The sequence below is a fragment of the Moheibacter stercoris genome (genome assembly GCF_040545805.1).
GTDB lineage: Bacteria > Bacteroidota > Bacteroidia > Flavobacteriales > Weeksellaceae > Moheibacter > Moheibacter stercoris.
In genome coordinates this window covers 17,848-34,921 of record NZ_JBEPMO010000021.1, presented here as the reverse complement: position 1 = coordinate 34,921, position 17,074 = coordinate 17,848, and the positions used below count along the sequence as shown (strand labels likewise).

The window sequence follows — 17,074 nt, the reverse complement described above, 5'->3', positions numbered from 1 at the left end:
ATCTTTATAATAACATAAGACCGCATCTAAGTCTTAATATGGAAACTCCAGAAAAAAGACACAAAAAAATCCGAAGAAATAAAATCTCTCCGGATCTAAATTATAGTTAATAACTGTCAATCTATTTTAGGACTAGTCATATATCGACGAATAGCTTAGAAAGGATATTCGTAAATTTTTGATTCGTGGAAGTAAGGATGTCCTTTTGCTTCTAAGTTCAATCTAGAGATTCCGTATTCGAATACTGTGTAAACAAATGTTCCAGCTACGAATAACAAGGCTCCGATTTCTAAGAATCCAAAATTATGGAATGCTCCAACAGCAGCTGGCATAATTTGGTTGTAGAAATCCCAGTAGTGTCCTAAGATGATAACAAATCCCATTACGAAAACCAAAGTAGATCTTCTTTTTATAGATGAACTGATCATGATCAACAATACTGCTACAAAGTTTACAGCCAACATCCAGAAATAACCTTTGTACTGAACGATACGTTGTTGGAAATATTGAACTTCCTCTGGAATGTTTGCATACCATTGTAACATATACTGAGCAAACCATAAGTATGTCCACAATAAAGAGAATCCAAACATGAATTTCGCTAAATCGTGCTGATGGTTATCATTGAACAATGGTAAAGAACCTTTTCTTTTCAAATAAATTGAAATGATTGCCATAGCCGCTACAGACGATACTAAGTAAGATACCATTCCGTACCACATAAACAAAGTTGAATACCAGTGTGGATCCAAAGACATGATCCAGTCCCAAGCCATCGCTGGAGTTGTTAATGCGAATACGATGATGAACAATACTGAACGAGTGTACAATTGAGAATATACTTTCAAGTCACCATTGGTATCATCCAATTTTTTGGTAGTTCTTTTGATCCATACCATGAAGACCCACCATAAAATTACATAGATAAATGAACGTGCAATCCAGCCTGGAACGTTTAACCAAATTTTAGACTTCGTCGCAATGTATTTATCATAGTGATCTCCATTCACATCGATCAAAGAAGTATCCATCCAGTGGTAAAGGTGATTTCCGTGCAATGCTGCACCTACCATAATGATCAACACTATGACACCTCCAACTGGAATATAGGTTGCTATACCTTCCATCACACGTGTTACAACCATCGACCAACCAGCATTTGCTGCAAATTGGATTGATAAGAAGAACAAGGCAGCTCCAGCCATACCTAAAGCTAGATAAGAAGGAACTAAGAAAGCAGCCCATGGGCGGTTTGCAACTTGGTGCTCATAAATTTTCTTTTGATAAGAATTTACGACACCATCTTCTTTTGGATTAAATTTTTGAAATTCTGCGGATTGAAATTCACCGTAGAATTCTTGTGGATTTGCTTGAATCAAATCCGTGATATAATTAGGGTTTGCTTTATCTTGAAAGTTAAGATATAAACCAATTCCATAAACTAATGCTCCTACTACAATAAGTATTAAGGAAGCCATTTTCAATCTTGGGGAAAACTTATACTGCATGATATTTCTTTCCTTTATTGTTGATTTGTATTATCAGTTGTCGTTTCAGTTGTAGCTGTTGGCGCAGCTGCTCCAGAAGCTTGTTGCGCTTTAGCACGTAAGTTCATTACATATTCAGCAACTCTCCAACGATCTACTGGTGTTAATTGAGAAGCATAAGAACCCATCGCGTTTTTACCGTACATGATCACATGGTAAACAGAACCAACTGTCAAGTCACGCTCTCCATAGGTAGGAACACCTGAATAAGCTTTAGTCTTTACAATCGAACCTTGACCATCACCTGCTGCTCCGTGACATACGGTACAAGTTTGACCATATAATTTCTCACCTCTTTCTAAATCCTTTTTTCTGTTTGCAGGATCCAAAGGAGACGTAGTGATCGATTTTGATCTATTATAATCTTCTAACGTATTTTTAAAATCCCAAGGTAAAATCATTTGTTCATCTGTACGAGCAACAGAACCATCAACTGGCCACAAAGCTGTCATACCTCTTTGATCTGCAAATAATTTTACATTTGATTTCTCCCCGTTTCTTTCTGGCCAATATTCAAAATCAGCTTCCATATACGGATCATACGCAACAGGATAGTACATGTCGGGCATGAATACAATGCTTGGATCTCTTTTCTTGTCTGAACATGAGCTCAAAGAAAAGCCAACTCCTACTAGCAATAAATATATTAATCCTCTTTTCATTTTAAACTTATTGTACCGGGGTTAAATCTCTTACTGTTACTTCTTCTGCTCCCGAGTTGATAAATGCTTCTTTCACTTTATCTACATTGCTTGACTCAATTTCCATTAAAAATTTATCGTCAGTAGTTCTAGGATCAGGATTCTGAGCGCTAGCACCTGGATATAATTTATTACGAATTAAAAATGTCAAGGACATCAAGTGAGCTGCACAGAAAACTGTTAACTCAAACATGATCGGAACGAAAGCTGGCATATTTTCCAACCAAGTAAAGGATGGTTTCCCTCCAATATCTTGTGGCCAATCATGGTTCATCATAAACCAAGTCATAGTTGTTGCCAAAGTAGTTCCATAAAGTCCGTAAAAGAATGCGGCATCAGAAATTCTTGTTTTCTTCAAACCCAATGCTTTATCTAGTCCGTGAACTGGAAACGGTGTGTAAACTTCTTTAATTGCGATTCCTTCTTTATTGAAATTTTTTACGGCTCTCAATAAATCGTCATCGTCACCGAAAAGTCCATATATTGTTTTAGTGCTCATGATGATGATCGTCTTCTGTATGATGTTTTTTATAACTTTCTCCTGATGATTTCAAAATCGTCTTTAATTCAGCTTGTGCAATAACTGGGAATGTACGAGCGTACAATAAGAATAACACAAAGAAGAATCCGTTTGTTCCAATGAAGATACCAACGTCAACAAATGTTGGCATGAACATCGTCCATCCTCCTGGTAAATAGTCACGAGACAAGTTGATTACAATGATATCAAAACGCTCAAACCACATACCGATGTTTACCACAATCGAAATAACGAATGTCCAGAAATAACTTCTTCTAATTTTACGGATCCATAACAATCCAGGAACCAAAACGTTACAGATAATCAACGCCCAGAATGCCCACCAATAAGGTCCTACAGCTGCTCCAGGAGAGAAATATGTAAAGTCTTCATAACGGCTACCAGAATACCATCCTACCCAGAATTCAGTTGCATAAGCGACAGCAACCATCCCTCCTGTTACGATGATAACGATATTCATTAATTCAATGTGTGTTCTTGTAATATAAGCTTCTAAATGCATCACCTTACGCATAACGCTCAATAAGGTTTGTACCATCGCGAAACCAGAGAAAATCGCACCCGCAACGAAGTACGGCGGATAGACAGTTGAGTGCCATCCTTTAATAACCGAAGTCGCGAAGTCAAAAGATACAATGGTGTGTACCGAGAATACCAAAGGTGTACATAAACCTGCTAAAACCAAAGATAATTCTTCGTGTCTTTGCCAATGTTTCGCTTTTCCACCCCATCCCATTGATAAAATACCATAGATTTTCTTTGAGAAAGGTTTTTTAGCTCTATCACGAATCATTGCGAAATCTGGAATCAATCCCATGTACCAGAAAACAACTGATACGGAGAAATAAGTCGAGATCGCAAATACGTCCCATAACAATGGTGAGTTAAAGTTTACCCAGAATGATCCGAAGTTATTCGGAATTGGGAAAACCCAATACCCTACCCATGGACGCCCCATGTGGATCACAGGGAATAAAGCTGCCTGAACAACCGCAAAGATCGTCATCGCCTCTGCTGAACGGTTGATTGACATTCTCCATTTTTGACGGAATAGTAATAATACGGCAGAAATCAAGGTTCCCGCGTGACCAATACCTACCCACCAAACGAAGTTGGTAATATCCCAAGCCCATCCAATGGTTCTATTCAATCCCCAAACTCCAATACCTGTACCGATTGTGTAAGCAATACATCCTAAACCATATAGGAACGTTACCAATGCGATGCCAAAAGCTAGCCACCATAATTTCCCAGACTTTTCTTCAATCGGTCTGGCAATGTCTACTGTGACATCATGGTAGGATTTATGTCCTATAATTAAGGGCTGTCTAACCGGTGATTCGTAATGTGACATATTTCTCTTTAACTATTTCTTTATTAAACTTAAGCCTTTTCTGTTCTGTTTTTTACTTTCACGTGATAGAATACGTTTGGTTTTGTACCCAATTCTTCAATCACACGGTAAACTCTTTCTTCTTCACTCAATTTCTTCACTTCACTAGCGTCGTCATTAACGTCTCCGAAGACCATTGCGCCCGATCCACATGCTGCCGCACAAGCCGCAGAATCTTTGAATTCTTCATCGGTTACACGTCTACCTTCTTTTTTCGCTTTTAAGATAGCTGCCTGAGTCTGTTGGATACAGAAAGAACATTTTTCCATAACCCCACGCGTACGAACAACTACATCTGGATTCAATACCATTCGACCTAAATCATCATTCATGTTGAAATCAAATTTGTCATTTTGTGCATAGTTGAACCAGTTGAAACGTCTTACTTTATACGGACAGTTGTTAGCACAGTAACGAGTTCCCACACAACGGTTATACGCCATCATGTTTTGACCTTGCTTACCATGAGAAGTAGCTGCTACTGGACAAACCGTTTCACAAGGAGCATGGTTACAGTGTTGACACATCATAGGTTGGAAAATCACATCTGGATTTTCAGCCTCTGGTTTGATCAACCTTCTGTACATAGCCGCTTCTGTTTTGTCTTCTTTTGCGTCTTCTGTAAGGTTTTCTAATTGAACTTTTTGCGTTCTTGTATTGTTGGTAACGTCAGAATAGTAACGGTCAATTCTTAACCAATACATATCACGAGACATTCTCATTTCTTCTTTACCAACAACTGCTGTATTGTTTTCTGCTTGACAAGCTACGATACAAGCACCACATCCTGTACAAGCATTTAAATCGATTGATAAATTAAAGTGCGGACCTGCAGAACGATCATGTGTTCTCCAGATATCTACCTCACCTACTGGAGATGTCCCTCTCCAAGTTGGCATAACTGCTGGTTCATTCCATTCTTCAGAAGGTCTTGACAACACATCTGCTAAAGTAGCTTGACGAGCTATTTCATAACGTCCCATCAAGGTATTCTGCATCTGCATACAAGCAAATTCATGCTTTCCTCCTTTGCTAGAACGTTCAATTGTTAAATTCGACACTGCTAAGTTCCCATTTGCATACAAAGGATAAGCATTTACCCCTACTTCTTTGCAAACTTTACCTCCGTGTGTTCTACCATAACCCAAAGCTAAACCTACAGTTCCTAAGGCTTGACCTGGCTGAATAAACACAGGAACATCATTTAAGGTAACTCCATTTGCTTTGATGTTAACATAATCACCATCGAATTGCATACGTCCGTTTTTCACGTTCGCATTTTCAGAAATTTCGATGTTGAAATGGTGAGCATCGTTTGGATTTAACGTAATATAATTATCCCAAGAAGCTCTTGTAATTGGATCTGGTAATTCTTGTAACCAAGGATTGTTCGCTTGAGTACCATCACCAATTGCACAAGAAGTGTACAATTGTAATTCCCAAGTCGAAGCTTTTGCAGAAGCTAATTTATCTGCATAAGCCGCCGCACTTCCTGAAGCAGACAATGAAGTCGTTTCAGTTGATTCATTGAAACCGTTGTACAAGGCTTGGTTGAAGCTATATCCTAAGGTTCCTAAAATAGAAGACTCCCAATTTGCTTTTAAGTATTTGTAGAATTCGGTTACAGGCTGACGGTATGCAGGTTTTGGCATTACCAATTCCACTTTATTTGGATCTTGGTTGGTAACCAAAGTTTCTGCAGCTTCCGTTTCTGTTAACGAATCTTTTAACCATGTTAATAAGGAATCTTGGAATTGACGCGTATCAAAAATCTTTTGAATCGTAGGTTGTTGCAATGAATACACACCTGTGATTGGATTGATATCGTTCCATGATTCTAAAACGTGAGGAACTGGTGCTACAACATCAGCATACTGAGCTGTTTCATCCAATTTCTCAGACATCATCACTTTTAACCCGATTTTTGAAAAAGCCGAGATTAATTGTTTTGATTTCGGATGATTGTACACTGGATTTGCTTGGAAGGTAATTAACGCTCCTACATTTCCAGCATTTGCATCTGCCAAGAATTGATCAAATGCTTTATCGTTTGATTCTTTTAATAAAGTAACTTTCGTTTTCGAAACCGCTTCAGAATTAATCAAACTGTTAATTGCATAACATAAAGCAAATGCTTCTTTGTTTCCATCAGCTAAAACAACTGCTTTACTTCCTTTCGATTTGATTTCACTCACAATCGCAGAAGCTACTTTATCAGAAGTTCCAGAAGTTAATCCTTTGTAAACTTCAGCCAATGTTTTCAACACATCGGTTTGTTTCATTGGATAACGAGAATCTGAATTCGCTCCAGTCAATGACAGGTTCGATTCCACTTGAATGTGGCGTATCATTGTTTTCCCTGGTTTACGAGCAGCAGCATAACCTCCTTCAAATCCGCCTCCATTATAATCACCTAAGAAATCAGCGTTGAATGAAACGACCAATTCCGAAGTAGATAAATCATAAAAAGGTAACACACGTTGACCGTACATTTCTTCCGCTGCATCTAAAGCAGGTGAATAGTTGACTGCATCAACAACTACGTGTTCTGTTGTTGGGTATTTGGCTTTAAAGTCAGCAATAACCTTTTTGGTTGTTGGGCTTGGCATAGAAGAAGTCAATAAAACGACTTTTTTTCCACCAACTGATTTCAGTTTACCCATAACTTGCTCATCAATAGATGCCCAAGAAGTAGGTTTGAAATCAGATCCACTCTTTACCAAAGGACCTCTTACTTTCTCTGAATCATACAAAGACAAGACAGAAGCTTGAACTCTGGCATTGGTAGAGCCAAAATATTTTGCACTTTTATTAGCATTGATTCTGATAGGGCGACCTTCTCTGGTTTTCACCAAAACATTGGCATAATCGTATCCATCAAAAATCGTAGAAGCATACCAAGTTGGCACACCCGGGGTCACAGATTCCGGTTTTACTACGTAAGGGATTGATTTGATTACAGGCGCCTCACAAGCTGCCAAAGTAACAGCTGCAGTACTAAATCCTAATAATTTTAAAAAGTCACGTCTCGAAGTTTGCGTTCCTTCCATTGCTGATTTGTTTCCCAAGAAATCCTCTACAGGAATTTGGTCAGCAAATTCATTGGACGCTAATTGCTCTGTTAAACCTTTGTTGTCTAACTCTTCGATACTTCTCCAATATGTTTTCTTAGAAGCCATTTATACCTCTTAATTTATTTTAATAATGACATTTTCCACATTCCAAACCTCCGATCGCATCTACAGTGATTTTCGCTCCATCACCATATTCTTTCTTCAACTTCTCGTGAAGCTCAGCGTAGTATTGACTGTTATATTCGTTTGACATATCAACCTCAGTAGTACGGTGACATTCGATACACCATCCCATTGTAAATTGATTTGCCATTTTCACTTCGTCCATTTTCGAAACATCCCCGTGACAAGCAAAACATACTTGACTATTTTGAGGTAAGTTCAATTCTTCTGCATTTGGAATTGTTCCATCTGCAATTGCTTTCAAGATAGCTTTTTCACCTGCAACAACGTGTTGAGCGTGGCTAAAGTATACGAAATCTGGCATGTTGTGAATTCTCACCCACTCGATTCCTCTTTGCTCACCAGTATATTGGTTCGTTGCTGGATCCCATCCGATTGCTTTGTACATTTTCTGAATTTCTCCAGTATAGAATGCTTTCACATCATCTGCAGATGCAAATTTCCCACTTTCTACTAAATGCTCTTCGTAGTAATCTCCTTTGTATTCTTTGATTGTTTTGTGACAATTCATACACAAATCAGGAGAAGGAATACCCGAAACTTTTCCATATTTCGCACTTGAGTGACAATATTGACAATCAATTCCCTGAACACCTGCGTGAACTTGGTGAGAGAAATAGATTGGTTGTTCTGGCTCATATCCTTTATCAACGCCAATTCCCATCATGAAGTTAAACAATCCAAATAGGGTTAATAAAACCAATCCTACTAAAGAAAGTTTGAATACTGTATTGTATTTCTCGATGAATTTCGCGAAATCAAACGCTGCCATTTCCTCTTCAGAAGTCAATTCCTGAGCGCGAGTCAATTTCACTAAGGCATTTAATCTAGATAAAATCCATACCAATAATACTGCTAGAATAAAGAAACCAACGATGACAACACCGCTTGAAACTCCACCTCCAGCATTTGCTTTCGCAGCTTTCTCTGCAGCAAGTTTATCAGCAGCAGCTTTTTTCGCTTCTTCATAAGCAGCTTGCCCAGCTTCTGGATTGCTAGTATACGTTAAGATATCATCTATATCTTGTTCGCTTAAAGCTGGAAAAGCCAACATTTCTTGTTTGTTGTACTTTTCATACAATGCGTTTGCATACGCATCTCCAGATTCACGCAATGCTTTATTGTCTTTTATCCAAGCGTGAAGCCATTCTCTTCCTTTCCCACCTTCTTCTTTTACGCGGGTTACAACATTTCTCAATTCAGGACCTATTAAAAGTCCATCTACTTGGTGACATGCCGTACAGTTTGCTTGGAACAAATCATACCCTTTGCCTCCATCACCTGTAATTTCATCTTGAGAATAAGAGAATGAGAATAAGGCTAAAAAGATAGCCAGATTCAAAAATTGCAATTTGTAAAGTGATCTTGCCTTCATTAACTAATCATTGAGTTCGGTTACAAATGTTAAATGATGCTATTTAACCCGACAAAAATAGTCTCAAACCTTAATAAAATCATAAGGTTTTCATGATGAAGTTTGTCATTTTGGTTAATTTAAAATGTTTCTAAATAACTTTGGTTTTAAACATACAGAATATCAATCTATAACTAAACTTATCCCAAACTCCGAATAATCCAAATTGGTATCATTTTTGAAATTATCGGCACAACAAAAGAATATCTAAACTATATTTGTATTTTAATTTGAAACTTAACCCATGAATAAATTATTCATCTTTTTCCTCGGTTTTGTCATTTCAACAGCATCAGCTCAAGAAGCTTCAAGCTGGGATTTTCAGGATTCAATTAAAGGTGGCGAATTGGCCATCCGTATGGACAAAAAGCTTGAATCTATCTTGAAAGGCAAAGAAAAATCTGTTTGTCAAAAAACAACTTTTGTTCCACCCGTAAAATTATCCCCAGCCGATAAATGCGCGACTCAGCAAAAAATTATGGGATACAAGATTCAAATCTTTTATACCAAGGATCGTTCAGCGGCTGAAAAAGTTAAAAATGATTTTGCTCGACAATTTCCTAGTCTAACACCTGAATTGATTTATGCAAGTCCAGACTATAGAATTTTGGTAGGTGATTATTTTACCAGACAAACTGCAGGAAATGATTTACGAAAAGTTCAAAGAACTTATCCAGCTGCTTTCCCAGTTCAATGGAGAGTATGGTGTAGAAAAGCATTATAAACGTATAAGCAAGATATAATCTCATGCGATTCTGAAAAGAGTCGCATTTTTTATGCCTATTATTTTGCAGAACATAAAAACTGGAAGATTTCACTGAATTCAATCCAACAAGACTCTTAGTCATTAAATAGTACAAGCAAATAAAAAAGGAAGGAGGAAAATTTGGAGCAAAAAAAAAACCCCGGCATTACTGCCGGGACCCTCTCTACTAAAACTTAAGTACCATGAAAACTCAACTACCTTATGAAAAGAATAGTACTTAACTTGTTAATTCCAAACATCATGCCAAAATTTCTTAGAAAGAATATTTATTCTCTTTGATTAAGAATTCAGCAATTTCAGATTTCAATTGAACGACGTTTGGATATTCATTATATCGTGTAAATCTTCGTAAACCAGATAACATCATGCGCTGTTCATCACCTTCTGTGAAGGAAACAATTCCAGTAGTTGCACTACGTTTTATTGTTTCGACGCTTTCAAAGAGTTGCAATTTAGCAAATTTAATTGATATATCCGCAACATTTTCAGAATTTGTTTTTGCAATCCTTTCGGCACGCAAGATAGCACTTTCTGCCATATAAATTTCAATTAATATGGAAGAAGCCTTCAAAATTAATTGCTGATGTTTCTCCAATTCCATCCCAAACTTCTGAATAGCAGCACCTGCCACCATGAAAAAAACTTTCTTCAAATTTGAAATTATTTCTTTTTCTTGAGCAAAAAGTTCCGAATAATCGGGAGTATCGAAGGATGGAATGCTCATTAATTCATTCGCAACCCCCATTGCTGGCGACATTAAATCTACTCTTCCTTGAAATGCACGTTTCACCAACATACTTACAGAAAGCAAACTGTTGATTTCGTTCGTACCTTCATAAATTCTTGAAATACGCGCATCTCTCCAAGCAGATTCCATCGGCATTTCTTTCGAATAACCCATTCCTCCATAAATCTGAATTCCTTTGTCAGAAGCGACTTGCGCCGTATCAGAAATCCAAACTTTCAAAATAGATGCTTCGATTGCGTATTCTTCAATTCCTTTTAACTCGGCTTCATTGTGAGGCATTCCATTGGCAATGTTTTCTGCAATGGCATCTTCGATGTTTTTAGCCGCACGGTAAGCTCCTGCTTCTGATGCAAAAGTTGCTGCACCCATTTCTGCTAATTTCTCTTGGATTGCTCCAAATGTATTGATGGAAACGCCGAATTGTTTTCTTTCTTGCGCATAGTTGATCGCATTGGACAAAATTCTTCTTTGCGCATCCAAACAAGCCGCACCCAATTTGATACGCCCTACGTTTAATGCATTCATCGCAATTTTGAATCCACCGTTTCTTTCACCCAATAAATTTTCCACTGGAACTTTCACTTCGTTTAAGAAAACTTGACGGGTTGAAGACGAAACAATTCCTAATTTATCTTCTTCTTCACCCAATGAGAATCCTTCTCCAGCTTGTTCTTTTTCAATGATGAAAGCCGTGATGTTTTTATCGTCCTCAATTCTTGCGAAAACAATGAACAAATCAGCAAATCCCGCATTGGTGATCCACATTTTTTGTCCAGTTAAGATGTAATGCTTTCCATCTTCTGACAAAACTGCTTTGGTCTTCCCTGAATTCGCATCAGATCCTGCTTCCGGTTCTGTCAAGGCATAAGAAGCAAACCATTCACCAGTCGCCAATTTTGGCAAATATTTTTTCTTTTGTTCTTCGTTACCGTACAACGTAATTGGCATGGTACCGATTCCGGTGTGCGCTCCATAAGCCGTTGCTAAAGAACCAGTTGCCCCTGAAATGTAATCACAAACCAACATTGTGGTTACGAATCCCATTCCCAATCCACCGTATTCTTCTGGGACGGAAATTCCTAAGAATCCCAATTCTCCTAATTTACGCATCAAATCTTCGATCAATGCATAATCTTTCTTTTCGATTTGGTGTTTTTTCGGCCAAACTTCTCTATCGATGAATTCTTTGGCTGATTCCAACATCATTCTTTGCTCTTCGCTGAAGTCTTCATGCGTAAATATATCTTCCCAAGTCAAATCTTTGACTAAGAATTCTCCTCCTTTCAATCTATCGTTGTTCATTTTATTTGAATTTAATCGTTATTGTATTTAGTATCAGGTATCAGGTATCAGGTATCAAGTATCAGGTATCAAGATGGATTCGTTAAATGATTATAAAACTTGTTTATCATTTTTTGTATTGGATATAATTCGTCCAATAATCTGTTTAATTCGTCTTCAGAAATAAATTCCAAATCAGAAGCAATACGTAACTGAGTTTCCAATTCATAGGAAGAACCTAAAGAATAACTAATAAAATTGGCGAAATCTTTTGTGGATTTTCTTCCTGCACCTTCCGCAATATTCGAAGGAATCGAAACTACTGCTCTTCGAATTTGGCTCGTTAAACCAAACTTTTCTGAATCAGGAAAATGCTTGGTTGTTTGATAAACCAATTTGCAAAGCTTTCTTGATTCTTGCCAAATTTTCAATTCCTTAAAGTTATGCATCGAATTTTATTTTTATAATTAGTTATAACTTATTACTCAATACTTACTACTTGATACCTAATAAATTTCTAAAGTATTTCAAAAACCGAAGCAGCTCCTTGCCCTGTTCCGACACACATCGAAACCATTCCGTATTTTTTACCTTGACGTTTCATCTCGTTGAACAATTGAACGGTCAATTTCGTTCCGGTACATCCAAGCGGATGCCCCAAAGCGATTGCTCCTCCGTTTACGTTTACGATATCTGGATTTAAATCCAATCCGCGAACGACTGCCAAAGATTGGGAAGCAAATGCTTCGTTCAATTCAATCATTTCTATGTCGGATTGTTTCAAACCTGCTTGTTCCAATGCTTTTGGAATCGCATACAATGGTCCGATCCCCATAATTCTTGGTGGAACGCCCACTGTCGAATAGGACATCAATCTTGCTACCGGTTCCAAGTTCAATTCTTTCACCATTTCACCTGACATCACCAAAACAAAAGAGGCTCCGTCTGACATTTGGGAAGAGTTTCCAGCCGTAACCGAACCTCCTTGTGCAAATACCGGACGTAATTTCGCCAAAACTTCAACGGAAGTGTCTGCTCTTGGTCCTTCGTCTTGTTTGAACGTGATTTTTTTGGTTTGAACTTTTTCTTTTTCGTCCAATGTGCTGATTTCAACATCAATTGGAACAATTTGGCTTTCAAAACGACCTTCTTCCAAAGCTTTGATGGCTTTTTGATGAGAATTGTAAGCAAATAAATCTTGGTCTTCACGTGAAACCTTGAATTCATTGGCTACCGCTTCTGCCGTTAATCCCATTCCCCAATAATAATCGGCGTTGTCTTTGGCAACTGCTGTATCGGGAATTGGTTTGTATCCGCCCATTGGGATGTACGACATTGATTCTGCTCCACCTGCAATGATACAATCAGCCATACCAGAACGGATTTTTGCTGTTGCAATCGCAATGGATTCTGAACCTGAAGCACAATAACGGTTGATCGTTACACCCGGAACTTTGTCCGTGTTCAATCCCATCAAGGAAATCAAACGTGCCATATTCAATCCTTGTTCTGCTTCGGGCATCGCACAACCTACGATGACATCGTCGATGCGGTCTTTGTCCAAATTCGGAACATCTTTCATCATACGTTCGATGACCGTTGCCGCTAATTCGTCAGGACGCGTAAAACGTAAAGTACCTCTCGGTGCCTTTCCTACTGCTGTCCTATATCCTGTTACTATATATGCGTCTTTCATTTTTCTTGTTGTATTATGTATAATTGTAGAATGTATTCTTGTATCTTATTAATTTTCCAAAGAATTTTGAAGTTTGATAATCATATTTTGAATGTGGTGAATTTCTGATTCCAATTTTAGAAATTGTTCTTCTTTCAAATACCCAATATTTTTTGAGATGATGATTTGCGTTTCAAATTCAAATGATGATCCTAAAGAAACTCCTAAAAAATTACTGAATTCTTTCTTAGATTTTCTTCCACATCCTTCTGCAATATTTGATGGAATTGAAATCACACATCTTCTAATTTGAGAAACTAAACCGAAAATTTCGTCTTTTGGAAATTCTTTCGTAACCAAATAAGTTTCGGTTACTAATTCGATTGCCTTCTGCCAAACTTTTAATTCTTTGAAATAATTCATCTTTCAACTGTATAGTGTAAACTTGTATATTGTACATCGTGATATTTACGTTTTACAGCAATACAATATACATTGTACCTTAATTTCTTAGCGGTTTCCCCGTTTTCAACATATGTGCGATTCTTTCCAGAGTTTTGCGTTCTCCACAAAGTGATAAGAAGGCTTCTCTTTCCAAATCCAATAAATATTGTTGCGATACTTCGGTTGCTTCGGAAAGGTTTCCTCCCGTCATCACATAACCTAATTTATTGGCAATCAAACGGTCGTGTTCCGAAATGTAATTTCCGGCAACCATTTGGTCAGATCCCACGTAGAACATACCCATCGCTTCTTTTCCTAAAACTTTTACTTTTTCAGGAATTGGTTGGGTATAACCTGCTTCCGCCATTAATATTGCATGCTTTTTCGCTTCTGCAATCTGACGGTCTTTGTTCACGACAATCACATCTTCGTTTCGGATGAATCCTAAGTTTTTCGCTTCATAAGCTGAGGTTGCAACTTTTGCCATTGCTACTGCCATATACGCTTCGCGAAGGTGATTGGTTTTTACGTCATCTGAAATTAAATGTTTCGCTGCACGAAGTGTCATTTCTTTGGTTCCACCTCCACCAGGGATCACACCCACTCCAACTTCTACCAATCCCATATAGGTTTCGGCAGCGGCTACGATTTTGTCCGCGTGAAGAGAAATTTCGCATCCGCCACCCAAAGCCATTCCGTGAGGAGCAACTACAACTGGAATTGCACTGTAACGAACTTTCATCATCGTGTCTTGGAACATTTTGATGGCCATATTCAATTCCCACCAATCTTGCTCCGAAGCCATCATCATAATCATCGCCAAGTTTGCACCCACCGAGAAATTGTCCGCTTGGTTTCCGATCACCAATCCTTGGTAATCTTTTTCAGCTAAATCAATGGCTTTGTTAATTCCGGTGATTACACCACCACCAATCGAATTCATTTTCGAACGGAATTCTAAGTTGATAATTCCATCTCCCAAATCTTGGATGCTCGCTTCCGCGTTCGACCAAACTTCTTTGGTTTTACGGATGTTGTCCAAAATAATGAAAGCATCTTGACCTGGAATGATTTGGTAGTCTTTTGAATTGATGTCGTAGAAATATTTCTTTCCGTCTTTTACTTGATAGAAAGATTCTTTTCCGGCTTCCACCATTTCTTTCACCCAATTCGAAACTTGGTGTCCTTCTGCTTCGATCAATTGGATTCCATTTTTCAATCCGACTAAATCCCAAGATTCAAATGGACCGTATTTCCAAGCGTATCCGGTTTTCATTGCATCGTCGATGCTGTATAAAACGTCAGAAATTTCCGGCAATTTATCAGCTACATACGCAAACAAAGAAGCAAAATGCTTACGGATCAAATCTCCCGCTTTGCTTTTGTCTTGCAATAAAACGCCCAATTTATTTTTCATTCCTCCGGATTGCTTTGCCAATTCCACTGCGGGAACTTTTGCACGCACCATCGGACGGTATTCTAATTTGTCTAAATCCAAAGCGAAACGATTTGTTTCACCTGAAGCACGATCTACTTCTTTGTAGTAGAAACCTTTTTGGGTTTTGTCTCCCAAGAATTTATTTTCCAATAAAAAATTCATCACATTGGATTCTTTTAAATCCTGGATGAATTGGTCATTGGGTACATTTTGTTGCAAACCCTTGGTTACATTGGCGGCGGTGTCCAATCCTACTAAGTCTGCTAATTTGAAAGTTCCCGTTTTTGGTCTTCCTAAAATATCTCCTGTTAAGGTATCGGCTTCTTCAATGGTTAGACCAATTTCTTGCGCTAATTCCATTACTTTAGCCATCGAATAAACTCCAACGCGATTTCCGATGAAACCTGGAGTATCTTTACATAATACAGGCGTTTTTCCTAAGAATTTCTCCGCATAAACGGTAAAGAAATCAATCACCGAAGCATCCGTTTTTGGACCCGGAATAATTTCAAATAATTTCAAATAACGCGGAGGATTGAAGAAGTGCGTTCCACAAAAATGTTTTTGGAAATCTTCTGAACGACCTTCTGACATCAAATGAATCGGAATTCCCGATGTATTGGACGTAATTAAGGTTCCTTCTTTGCGGAATTTGTCTACTTTTTCAAACATCGATTGCTTGATATCCAATCGTTCGATGATCACTTCAATCACCCAATCGGAATCTTTGATTTTTTCTAAATCATCTTCAAAATTCCCTACCGTAATTCGCGAAGCAAAAGCTTTGTCGTAAATCGGCGAAGGATTTGATTTGAGTGCATTAGCTAAATGCTCTCGCGCCACTTTATTTCTGTCTGCGCCTTCCGTTGGCATATCAAGTAAACGTACTTGCACGCCAATTCCGGCTAAATGACAGGCAATTCCAGAACCCATCACTCCAGAACCCAATACTGTAACTCGTCTTATGTGCCTATTCATTTTATATTGTAATTAAATATTTATAGTAATTCTTTTTTCTTCTCAAATGTTTTCTTGTCAGAAGCGATTGAATTGATTTTCTGTAGTACTTTATAGAAAATGCGCAATTCTTCTTCGGAAATCTTTTCATCAATTGCATCGTAGAAATTCAAGACCACATCTTTGGAAACATCTCGCATTTTTAGTCCATCTTCGGTTAAAATAATCAAGACACTCCTTCCATCTTCGGGATTGGGTTTACGAACAATCAATCCTCTTTCCTCTAAGTTTTTCAACGTACGAGAAAGACTTGTTGGCTCAATCCCCATTTTGGGTCCCAACGATGTACTTGGCGTACCACTTTTCGGATCGATGGAGAGCAATGTAAATCCCATAACCATGGTTGAATTGAATTTGGCTGCTTGCTCATTGTACATTTTTTGTACCGACAACCATGTAGATCGTAAAAACTGGTCAATTGCTAATTCGTTGTGACTCATCTATTCTGATTAATGAATAGAACAAATATAGCTTTTTTTTATTATGCACGCATAATAAATTAAAAATTTTGAAGAAATATTTTTAGGTGTAAAATTTAAGGCATTCCTGTTTGAGGTGAATTCTGATCTGGAAAAAGAATTCCGTCAATAAAATCATTTTGAGCTTCTCTTTTTCCTCTAATCCTTTGGGTTTCTTCGTACTGACAATTTTGCAAGCAATTGGTTAAGTCTTTCTCATACACAGCTTTGCATTCCATATTTTCCAATGTATTCAAGCAAGGTTGTATAGCGAGTTGATAAGCATCGTAACATTGATTTTTGCATTTCGCATACTTTCTGCCAGAATGAAAGGCGACACAAGAATGTAAGAATAGAAAAATAAGTAGAATAGAGAAACTTGGTTTCATATTTC

At 37.9% G+C, this 17,074-nt stretch carries 14 protein-coding genes; 1 reads left to right on the top strand and 13 read right to left on the bottom strand.

Translation table 11 applies throughout. The features are described from left to right. Positions 1-155: 155 nt before the first annotated feature. From ABID46_RS12215 to ABID46_RS12190, 6 genes are read right to left on the bottom strand one after another with little or no spacing between them, the layout of a single operon-like run. Positions 156-1,508, bottom strand: a complete 1,353-nt coding sequence (locus ABID46_RS12215) for a hypothetical protein (RefSeq protein WP_354510505.1) — start codon at positions 1,506-1,508, stop codon at positions 156-158. A gap of 14 nt (positions 1,509-1,522) precedes the next feature. Next, positions 1,523-2,209 (bottom strand): c-type cytochrome, encoded by a 687-nt coding sequence (locus tag ABID46_RS12210; protein ID WP_354510503.1) that lies wholly within the window; start codon positions 2,207-2,209, stop codon positions 1,523-1,525. 7 nt (positions 2,210-2,216) lie between these two features. Further along, positions 2,217-2,750, bottom strand: a complete 534-nt coding sequence (locus ABID46_RS12205; RefSeq protein WP_354510509.1) for a DUF3341 domain-containing protein — start codon at positions 2,748-2,750, stop codon at positions 2,217-2,219. Continuing rightward, a complete protein-coding gene (nrfD, locus tag ABID46_RS12200; protein WP_354510501.1) occupies positions 2,737-4,143 on the bottom strand; it encodes an NrfD/PsrC family molybdoenzyme membrane anchor subunit in 1,407 nt (468 codons plus the stop codon). The genes ABID46_RS12205 and nrfD overlap by 14 nt, the downstream gene beginning before the upstream one ends. A 29-nt stretch (positions 4,144-4,172) precedes the next feature. Beyond that, on the bottom strand, positions 4,173-7,361 hold the full coding sequence (locus ABID46_RS12195) for a TAT-variant-translocated molybdopterin oxidoreductase (RefSeq protein WP_354510499.1): 3,189 nt from the start codon (positions 7,359-7,361) through the stop codon (positions 4,173-4,175). 19 nt (positions 7,362-7,380) lie between these two features. After that, positions 7,381-8,814, bottom strand: a complete 1,434-nt coding sequence (locus tag ABID46_RS12190; protein WP_354510497.1) for a c-type cytochrome — start codon at positions 8,812-8,814, stop codon at positions 7,381-7,383. A gap of 283 nt (positions 8,815-9,097) precedes the next feature. Between ABID46_RS12190 and ABID46_RS12185 the strand changes: the two genes are divergently transcribed. Beyond that, positions 9,098-9,577: an SPOR domain-containing protein gene (locus tag ABID46_RS12185; RefSeq protein ID WP_354510495.1), complete on the top strand. Its 480-nt coding sequence runs from the start codon at positions 9,098-9,100 to the stop codon at positions 9,575-9,577. A gap of 295 nt (positions 9,578-9,872) precedes the next feature. On the opposite strand, the gene ABID46_RS12180 is transcribed toward ABID46_RS12185, so the two are convergent. The 7 genes from ABID46_RS12180 to ABID46_RS12150 all read right to left on the bottom strand — a co-directional run bounded on the left by ABID46_RS12180 (position 9,873) and on the right by ABID46_RS12150 (position 17,069). Beyond that, positions 9,873-11,669, bottom strand: coding sequence for an acyl-CoA dehydrogenase FadE (locus ABID46_RS12180; protein ID WP_354510493.1), 1,797 nt, complete (start codon positions 11,667-11,669; stop codon positions 9,873-9,875). Positions 11,670-11,737: 68 nt separating this feature from the next. After that, on the bottom strand, positions 11,738-12,097 hold the full coding sequence (locus ABID46_RS12175; RefSeq protein WP_354510491.1) for a four helix bundle protein: 360 nt from the start codon (positions 12,095-12,097) through the stop codon (positions 11,738-11,740). 68 nt (positions 12,098-12,165) lie between these two features. Further along, positions 12,166-13,344: an acetyl-CoA C-acyltransferase gene (locus tag ABID46_RS12170; RefSeq protein WP_354510489.1), complete on the bottom strand. Its 1,179-nt coding sequence runs from the start codon at positions 13,342-13,344 to the stop codon at positions 12,166-12,168. Between the two features lie 48 nt (positions 13,345-13,392). Beyond that, on the bottom strand, positions 13,393-13,746 hold the full coding sequence (locus ABID46_RS12165) for a four helix bundle protein (protein ID WP_354510487.1): 354 nt from the start codon (positions 13,744-13,746) through the stop codon (positions 13,393-13,395). Between the two features lie 79 nt (positions 13,747-13,825). After that, positions 13,826-16,183 (bottom strand): 3-hydroxyacyl-CoA dehydrogenase/enoyl-CoA hydratase family protein, encoded by a 2,358-nt coding sequence (locus ABID46_RS12160; protein WP_354510486.1) that lies wholly within the window; start codon positions 16,181-16,183, stop codon positions 13,826-13,828. A gap of 20 nt (positions 16,184-16,203) precedes the next feature. Then, a complete protein-coding gene (locus tag ABID46_RS12155) occupies positions 16,204-16,662 on the bottom strand; it encodes a MarR family winged helix-turn-helix transcriptional regulator (RefSeq protein WP_354510484.1) in 459 nt (152 codons plus the stop codon). Between the two features lie 95 nt (positions 16,663-16,757). Further along, on the bottom strand, positions 16,758-17,069 hold the full coding sequence (locus tag ABID46_RS12150; RefSeq protein ID WP_354510482.1) for a hypothetical protein: 312 nt from the start codon (positions 17,067-17,069) through the stop codon (positions 16,758-16,760). Between the last annotated feature and the right edge of the window lie 5 nt (positions 17,070-17,074).